Consider the following 8,935-nt stretch of genomic DNA (forward strand, 5'->3'; position numbering starts at 1 on the left):
GCTTCTAAAGATCGCAGGGTGAGCGGATGTGCAGGGAACAGAACGTGGCTCAGTGCAAAATCAGCAGGAAGCCCAACTTGCTCCATTGTTGGCCAGCAATCAGGTTGTCCGCTGGTTAATGTCACCAGTGATTTTTCAATCGCAATCCAATGCAGAGCAAAGCTTGGTGCAAACTCGGGCGCGTACTTAGCAAGGTCTTCATCGCTCAGACCAAACTTCGCCCGCGCAGTTGGATAGTACGGATGGTCAAGGTAAGAAGCGATCTGGTCGGCTAGCAGCAGTTTTTGATGCCAAGAACCAAGCTCGGATATTGGTTGAGAAATGTGGTCTGCGTGATGATGAAACGCTTGGTCACACAGCGCTTTGTGTTGCTCTGCACATTCTAGTTCTTGAAGGTATCCCGCCAACAATTCGTGAGAGCTGTCATGCGCCAGTGTCGTTAGTAGTGCAATCCACTCTTTGTAATGTTGTTGATGTTCGACTTGGCCATTTTTCTCCACCCACCAACCTTGTGGTGTTTCGTCATTGGCGTGACCGTAGCGCCAGTGCTGCATGTAATACGTTGGCGCAACGGGTAAATACAACGTGAAATCAGAGTTGGCAAATATCAGCCAGACTTGCTCGCCTTGAGGAACAATTCCCTCTTTTGGCGCGTCGCTACTGAACTTGGCTTTTGACAAAATGCCAAACATGTCTTCGCGTAAGCAAGTGTCGATCAATCGTTGCGTTAGATACAAAGCGTTGTCGTTCATGCTGCCACCTCACGAGTCGGAGCTAGATCGAAATTGCTAAGCGCGTTCTGCAGCGCTTGGTCGAGGTTTCGCCCTGATGGTGAGACAATCGAAATTCGGGCGAGATAATCCTTATTGGAATAACTCTGTTGGAAGTGTTCTCCAGCGGTTTTTAGTACCTGTTGCTGGGTGATGATATCGTCATCGTGTTGGATGAACGACGTCGAACCTCCGTCAATCACACCACTGTGCTCCGCAACCACATAGTGCACGTGCGCTGACCCATGAATTTGGTAATCGCCGGCCAATCTTCGGCCCAAATGCAGACCCAAAATTGTGCTAAACCAACCGAAGTGAGCGAGATTGTTGAGCAAGAATTCGCGGCCATCTCCAATACTGCGGTAGTTAATTTCCACCAGAACCGGGCCATTTTCCGTAATGATAAATTCGCTGTGGCAAACTCCAAAACCAACGCCGAACGCTTTAAGTTGAGCCAAGCAAGCTTCTCGGTGAGCAATGCCGTTTGGTCCGTTCCAGTCTGCGGCGGTTTCGATAAAGTAAGGCGGCTCAGAGAGCGACACATCAAAACCGCCCACGGCGATAAGTTGGTTACCGTCTCCTAAAGTTTCGAGCGTAACCAACGGTCCTTGAAGAAACTGCTCCACCAGAATGGCGGCGTTTGGGTGCTTTTGCCAAAACGCCTCGGAGTAAGCATCGAGCTCGCTTTGGGAGTCACAGCGCTGTACATCTAAACTCGCCACGCCTTCTTTGGGTTTTGCTACGACAGGGAAGGCCATGCCTAATGCCACATTCGAATGGCGATGCAGCAAACAGCTTTGTGTGTTGGGTAAGGATTTTTCATTTAACACTTGTCGAGTTAAGTGTTTGTTTTTGGCCTTTAACGTGACAGACCAATCTTTGGATGGGAGGCCAAAAAATTGCGCGCAGATGGCGGTGGAAGTTTGTAAGTGATCACTATTGCTGAAAATAGCGTCTGGCTTTAATTCATGCTCCGTGATGGTTTCGATGAGTTCTAATGGGTTGAAGACATCACATTCTAGAATGGTATCCGGATTAAAGTGACTATCATGACTCGCCAACTCTAAATGGCTGAGCTTATGGTCGGTGATAAGAACGACGTGAAGGTCCATCGCTTTAGCTGCAGGCACAAAGCCGTGAGTGACTGCATCGTTAACGACATGACTTACGATAATCATCGTAGATTTCATGAGCTTTCCTAATTTTCTAACATTTTCTTCTAACGTTGATAAAGTCGCTCACGGTCGTCTTCCAATGTGCCTCTCTCGAGACGGAGGGCAGAAGTTTTAGTATTTATTGTTATGATATTTGGTTTTTTTTGTTGTTAGTTGTGTTTTTAGGGTAAATAAATATAGAGCATAAAATTAATATTGCAAATAGAAATAATATTTGTTCTTATTTCCATCCGTTGGCTTTATAACAACTAAACGGAATTATGGAATGAATAAATTATTGACCCTGACCCCCTTGGCGGTCGCGATTGGTTCTTCATTAGTAGCACCAAGCGCAGTGGCTTCAGAAGAGACGAACTCAACCCCATCAGCAACTGAAACGATTCAAGTCTTCGGTCATCAGTACGAAGGTTATGCTGAACACATGCCTCAATCAGGCACCAAAACCGATGTGGAATGGCTTGATGTGCCACAAGCGGTATCCGTAGTAACGAAAACAGAAATGCAAGACCGAGGCGCGGTGCGTTTAGTGGATGCGCTAGATGGGGTAGCCGGGGTCAATAACACCTTGGGCGAAGGCAGCCGCGATCAGTTCATGATCCGTGGTTTTGATTCACTCAACGATATGTACCGTGATGGCTTGCGAGATGACGGTACGTTGCAGTCTTACCGCAGCTTAGCGAACGTTGAACGCGTTGAAATTGTGAAAGGCCCTGCGGGTGCTTTGTATGGCCGTGGTTCGGCTGGGGGCATCATCAACTTGGTGACGAAACGCGCTAACGGTGAGAATTTTACTCACGTAAACGGTAGTGTAGGCAGCAACAACCAATATGTTGGTCAGGTCGACAGCTCAATGGCGTTTACAGATAAGGTCAACGGGCGTATTAACTTGGAATACCGTCAAGCCGACTCGTACGTTGATCATGTTGATTCAAACGATTTCTTCATTGCACCGACCATTCGTGTGTTACCAGCGGAAGGTCACACCATTGATATTGACGTGGAATACGCCCATCAAGAACTAGTGCCGTATCGTGGTGTGCCATCAAAAAATGGCAAGCCAGTTGATTTGCCAGTAAGCACTTACTTTGGCGGTACAAACGACTATCAGGAGTCAGACAGTCTCCGTATTGCGGTGGATTACGAATGGCGTCTGAATGATCAATGGGTATGGAACAACCGAGCGGCGTTCAACCATATCGAACTTGAGCAAAAAGGCACGCGTCAGGGCAAAGTGACGGGTAATGAAGTGTCTCAAACCGTCAACAACTTTGGTTACGATCCACGTACTACGACCACTTTACAATCTGAGTTGGTTTGGGAAACCAGGGACAATCAATTGATGGTGGGTGCAGATTTCAACCAGATCGATATCGACCTAACGTTGGCAAGTGACAAAACGCTTCCTCCGCAAAATATATACGACCCAGTCGTTGGTCCAACGCCTGATCCGGGCTTTAAGCCATTTCGTGACAATACCACCACCACGACAGGTTTGTATGTGCAAGACGTCTATACGTGGGGCGACCTTTCTTTGATCGGTAACGTGCGTTACGACTCGATGGAGCTCGAACAACAAAAAGCGGGCTCAGATAAGGAAAAGTTGGATGATGACAAAGTCAGCTACCGTGCTGGTTTGGTATACCGCATCAATTCCGACACATCCGTATACGCCAGTTTAGCGCGCTCTTGGCAGTTACCGTACGCTGGTATCTACATCAATCCAAAATTGGCGGAATTCTTCCACACCGACTTAAAAGAGGTGGGTGCGAAAGCGTACCTTTTGGATAACGCATTAATGTTGAATGCGGCACTGTTCCAGATTGATCAAGAGCAACCACAAACTAACGTGGACGGCGATGTGATCGATAAAATTGAAGTGCGTCACCAAGGCATTGAATTAGAGGCTCGCGGCCAAATCACCAAACAGTGGGACATCTCTGTTGGTTACAGCTACTTAGATGCGGAAGACAAAGCCACAGGCAAAAAGCCTAACGATGTATCAGACCACTTGTTCTCTCTTTGGAGCACTTACCAATTGGATGACAACTGGCGTTTAGGCGGTGGTGTGAAGTACGTGGGCGACCGTTACGCAGGTAACGACGAAGCCGTCGCACTTGGCGATTACACAACGGTGGATTTGATGGCGGCGTACACCACTGGTCGTCACAAAATCCAAGCGAACGCTTACAACATTTTGGATGAGAAATACATTCTTGGCGCAACAAACGGCACGTCTGGCTTAAACCAGATTGGCTACGGCGCACCAGCCGAGTTCATGCTCAGCTACGGATATCAGTTCTAGGCTTTTTGTGCGTAGTTAGCGCCTGTTAGCCGATTTTTGCCTCATATTGAGGATGTTTAGCCCCTAGAGCCTACGGGATGTATTCTGCCCGAGGCTCAATTTCTCGCAAAGGAGATCTTAATGTCTTACCAGAATTTGGATGGTAAAGTGCGTGTACGTGCTGGTTTGTCTACCACTTACAGTGTGCTTGCGATTGCAATCGCTTCTGCCACATCCATGAGCGCGGTTGCTGCTCCTGCTAAAAAAGAACAAACTACCACGATGGAAACCGTCGTTGTCACTGGTAGCGTGATTGGTAAATCTGAAATTGAAGACGTCAAAGAGTACCCAGGTGCTCGTACCGTCATTACCCGCGATCAAATCGAGAAAACCGCCGCAGGCTCGATTGATAACGCGCTACAGCGCGTGCCGGGTATTAAAGTTCAGGATGAAAGCGGAACGGGCGTATTGCCTAACATTTCCGTACGTGGTTTGAAAGCAAGCCGTAGTGGTCATGCTCAGTTCTTGATGGATGGTGTACCGCTAACACTTGCGCCATATGGTCACACTGGTCAGTCTATCTTCCCAGCAACACTGTCGATGCTTGATCGTATTGACATTGTACGCGGTGGTGCCGCAGTACAGTACGGCCCAAACAACGTCGGTGGTGTGATCAACTTAGTGACCAAACCGATTCCACACACGTGGCAAACTGAAATCAGTAACCGCCTTACCGTGTTTGATGGCGGTGATGCGCCGCTGAATGATTTTTACCTACGCACGGGCGGCTGGTTAAGCGACACATTTGCACTACAGTTGGAAGGTAACTTCCTAAAAGGTGAAAGCTTCCGTGAACATTCCGATACGGACGTGAAGAACTTCCAAGCCAAAGCACAGTGGCTACTGAGTGACACTCAAGAGATTCAAGCATTCCTGCAACGTTACGATGCTGAAACGCAAATGCCGGGCGCACTTTCGCCACAAGATTACGAGCAAGATCGTCACCAATCGAAACGTCCTTACGATGATTATGAAGGTAAGTCGACGCGCTGGAGTGTTAAGTACATCCACGATTTGCCATTTGCCGACAGTGCCGAGCTAGAAGTGCTAACGTTTGGCCATAAGTCAGAGCGTCTTTTCAAGTGGGGCTTTAACAGCGCGGGTGGCCATTGGGCGGATCCGGCTCTGTCAGCGACGGACGTTCGTACCTCTCCACGTGAATTTACCGTGTATGGTATAGAGCCAAAAATGGCGATGTACTTTGGCGAAGGTAAATCCGTTACTCAAAACTGGATCGTGGGTACCCGTTATGTTAATGAAGACATTGACTACAAACTCACTCAGACTCCAATCGCCGGTGGTGCAACCAGCGTTCCGCGTGATTGGCATCTAGATACGGACGCGTTTGCTGGATACGTTAGCAACGAAATTGGTTTGTTCAATGATACATTGAAGGTAACGCCTGGGTTGCGTGTTGAGTCGGTTCGAATGACGTTTACCGATCGTGGTAAAAAACAAACGGCAGACAACACCGTGACGGAATGGTTGCCAGGTTTGACGGTGGCATACAACTTAACTGACCAGTGGGTGACGTATGCGAACGCGCAAAAATCACTTCGTGCGCCACAAATTGCCTACATCCGAGGTTTGGGTGAAGAAGGTAGCGAACTGGCTTGGAACTACGAAGTCGGCGCGCGTTACACCCAAGATGCGACCAGCTTTAACGCTGCACTTTATCGCATCGACTTTGAAGATCAATTGCAATGGCAAAGCTCAACGCAGACCTTCGATAACATCGGGAAAACACTTCACCAAGGCATAGAGCTTTCTGCTCGTTACGTGCCTGAAGCACTACCTACACTGAGTTTAGGCGCAAGCTACAACTATCTAGACGCTACGCTTGAAGAAGAAGGCGCGAATAAAGGTAATCAACTGCCTTACACCTCTAAGCATCAGCTTGGTTGGGATGCAACCTACGCATTTTACGGCATGGACACCACGCTATCGGGCTTCTACTTTAGTGATTCGTATACCGATAACGCCAACACCAGTGCCGAAGATGCAACTGGCGCAACGGGTAAAGTACCATCTTACATGGTGTGGAACTTCAACTTGGGGACGGATTTATACAAAGACGACAAAGGCAAGTTACGCATGAATGTTGCGGTGAACAACTTGTTTGACGAGGAGTATTACTTCCGCGGGATTGATACAAGCCCAGTTGGTCGGTACCCAGCTCCGGGACGCTCTTACACACTGGATCTGAACTATCAGTTTTAAGCGTTTCGTTCACCGAGTTTGAAAAGAAAAGTCGCCAATTTACCTTGGCGACTTTGCCGATCTTAGGTAATGGAAAACTCTTAGCACTGGAAAAAAGCAAGATGAAAAATAAAAAACAATTTACGATCAAACACTTTTCAACAGTTTTGCTGATGCTGTTGAGCTCAGCTTTGATGTCATTTAGCGCATTTTCTCAGGCGCGCAGCGTGCAAGATGAGCAAGGCACTTTTGAGCTAGAAGCGATACCTCAACGTATTGTGGTTTTAGAATTTTCGTTTGTCGATGCATTAGCGGCAGTCGATGTCTCACCTGTAGGCGTCGCCGATGACAACGATGCCACACGAGTCATTCCTGCTGTTCGTGCCAAGGTTGGTCCTTGGCAATCGGTCGGCATGCGCTCGCAACCGAGTTTAGAGGCGATTGCGGTGCTCAAGCCGGATTTGATCATTGCTGATGCAGAACGTCATCGCGCGATTTATCAAGATTTGCAGCGAATTGCGCCAACTTTGCTGTTAAAAAGCCGTGGTGAGACATATCAAGAAAATCTCGAATCCGCACACAAAATCGGCGTGGCAATTGGCAAACAAGCGAAAATGACACAACGAATTGAGCAGCACAAACAGACAATGGCGGAGTTCAAACAGCATTTTGCAACACAGGAAACCATTCAGTTTGGTGTGGTTTCTGACAAAGGGATGTGGTTGCATAGCCCGGTTTCTTACGCTGGGGGCGTTTTGAGTATGCTGGGCATCCAAAGCCCGCTGGCTCCATCTGAGCAAAAAGCGTATATCCCAACCAGTTTCGAACTTTTACTAAAAACCAACCCTGATTGGTTGTTAGTTGGACTTTACTCTCAACCAAATATTGTGGATGAGTGGCGCAAAAATCCATTGTTTAAGTTGCTAACTGCTGCGAAAAAACAGCAACTTGTTGAGGTTTCTCCTGAACTGTGGTCGTTAAATCGCGGCATGTTGGCTGCGGAAGAAATTGCCCGCAATCTTGAAGCGTTATTGGAGCGCTCATGAGTGCGGCGATAAGCTCGGAAAGCGCGTCTTCGGTTAGCAAATCGCATTGGAAAGCGAGCTTGTTTGTCTGTGCTATGGCGTTGTGTACGCTCTCAGGCTATGCAGCCTCAATGATTGGCTGGTCCAACTTTTCTTTGAGCGTTAATGATCTGACAAGCTATTGGTTTGCGTTTGATGAGGGCAATATGCTGCATCAAATCCTCGCGACGCTGCGTGCGCCTCGTGCCTATGCTGGGTTATTAATTGGCGCTTCGCTTGCGGTATCCGGAGTGCTGATGCAAGGATTAACTCGTAACCCTTTGGCGTCGCCATCCATTCTCGGCATTAATGCTGGTGCGGCTTGTTTTATGGCCTTGGCGTCCATCGGCGTACCATTCTTTAGTCAATTGAACTCAATCATCAACGCAGTACTCGGCGCGCTACTAAGTGGTGGTGCGGTCATGTTGTTGGGCGGTTTTTTTTCCGCGCGTTCTCACCCATTGCGTTTAGTGCTAGCGGGCATTGCCATCAGTGCACTGCTGATAGGGTTAACTCGTGCGTCGGTAATTTTGGCGGATGACATGGCTTACAGCGTGTTGCATTGGTTAACGGGTTCACTCTCCGCGGTAGATTCTGAACAGTGGCAGCAACTGCGGCCTTTTGCGACTTTAGGTTTGGTGCTCGCCATGGGCTTAGCGCGAAACTTAAATTTACTCGCGTTGGGGGACGAAGTTGCTGTTGGGCTAGGTGGTAACATTCGTCTTACGCGATTTATCAGTGGTTTAGCGGTTGTGCTGTTGGCAGGAACTAGCGTAGCGATTGCTGGGCCAATTGGCTTTGTCGGGTTGTTAGTGCCGCACTTGGTACGCCCAATTGTTGGTCACAACTATCACATTCTCATTCCGGTTTCCGCCTTGTGTGGCGCGGCATTGGTGACGTGGTCAGATGCTTTATCACGAGCGATTGCTTTTCCGGCTGAAACGCCAGTGGGCGTGATTACCGCGCTGTTGGGCACACCTTGCTTTATCGCGATTGCAATGAGGAAATCATCATGATGAATCAAACCAAACTGTTTGCATTAGTTGGATTGTTGCTGATTGCGTCTTCTCTCACGCTGTTTGTTGGTGCGGCGAACATGTCGGCTCAACAGGTTTTTGCATTACTGTTTTCTTTCTCTGACTCGGACTTTGTGATTCACCAATATCGATTACCGAGAATGTTGCTCGCCATTGGCGTGGGCGCTGGGTTGGGGCTGTCAGGCGTTTTAGTTCAAGGCGTCATCCGTAATCCACTTGCCTCACCAGATTTAATGGGGATAAGCGCCGGAGCAGGACTGGCGGCTACCGCTTGTTTGGTGCTGTATCCGAATGCGCCAGTGGCAATGTTGCCGATGGTCGCCATGGCGGGAGGCTTGCTTGCTGCTGG

The 8,935-nt window shown here is 48.5% G+C and carries 7 protein-coding genes; 5 read left to right on the top strand and 2 right to left on the bottom strand.

The window, feature by feature from the left end; all coding sequences use genetic code 11:
- Positions 1–752 (bottom strand): IucA/IucC family protein (locus tag IQR33_RS33300; protein ID WP_322631777.1); only part of this gene is annotated, 752 nt, incomplete at its 3' end.
- Positions 749–1,960 (bottom strand): ATP-grasp domain-containing protein, encoded by a 1,212-nt coding sequence (locus IQR33_RS16735; protein ID WP_053307985.1) that lies wholly within the window; start codon positions 1,958–1,960, stop codon positions 749–751. The genes IQR33_RS33300 and IQR33_RS16735, both read right to left, overlap by 4 nt.
- A 250-nt stretch (positions 1,961–2,210) precedes the next feature.
- Between IQR33_RS16735 and IQR33_RS16740 the strand changes: the two genes are divergently transcribed.
- The 5 genes from IQR33_RS16740 to IQR33_RS33305 form a co-directional block, all read left to right on the top strand.
- A complete protein-coding gene (locus tag IQR33_RS16740; protein ID WP_005383467.1) occupies positions 2,211–4,247 on the top strand; it encodes a TonB-dependent receptor in 2,037 nt (678 codons plus the stop codon).
- Between the two features lie 120 nt (positions 4,248–4,367).
- The gene (pvuA, locus tag IQR33_RS16745; RefSeq protein ID WP_193837798.1) at positions 4,368–6,506 is read left to right on the top strand and encodes a TonB-dependent siderophore vibrioferrin receptor PvuA; all 2,139 of its coding nucleotides are present in this window, start codon (positions 4,368–4,370) and stop codon (positions 6,504–6,506) included.
- A gap of 101 nt (positions 6,507–6,607) precedes the next feature.
- Positions 6,608–7,531, top strand: a complete 924-nt coding sequence (locus IQR33_RS16750; protein ID WP_025768676.1) for a Fe(3+) dicitrate ABC transporter substrate-binding protein FecB — start codon at positions 6,608–6,610, stop codon at positions 7,529–7,531.
- A 74-nt stretch (positions 7,532–7,605) separates the two neighbouring features.
- Complete coding sequence (locus IQR33_RS16755) at positions 7,606–8,565, top strand: FecCD family ABC transporter permease (protein ID WP_416222591.1); 960 nt, start codon at positions 7,606–7,608, stop codon at positions 8,563–8,565.
- The coding region (locus tag IQR33_RS33305) for an iron chelate uptake ABC transporter family permease subunit (RefSeq protein WP_228013941.1) at positions 8,562–8,935 on the top strand (374 nt) is incomplete at its 3' end. The genes IQR33_RS16755 and IQR33_RS33305, both read left to right, overlap by 4 nt.

This window comes from Vibrio sp. OPT46 (assembly GCF_015163535.1).
GTDB lineage: Bacteria > Pseudomonadota > Gammaproteobacteria > Enterobacterales > Vibrionaceae > Vibrio > Vibrio alginolyticus.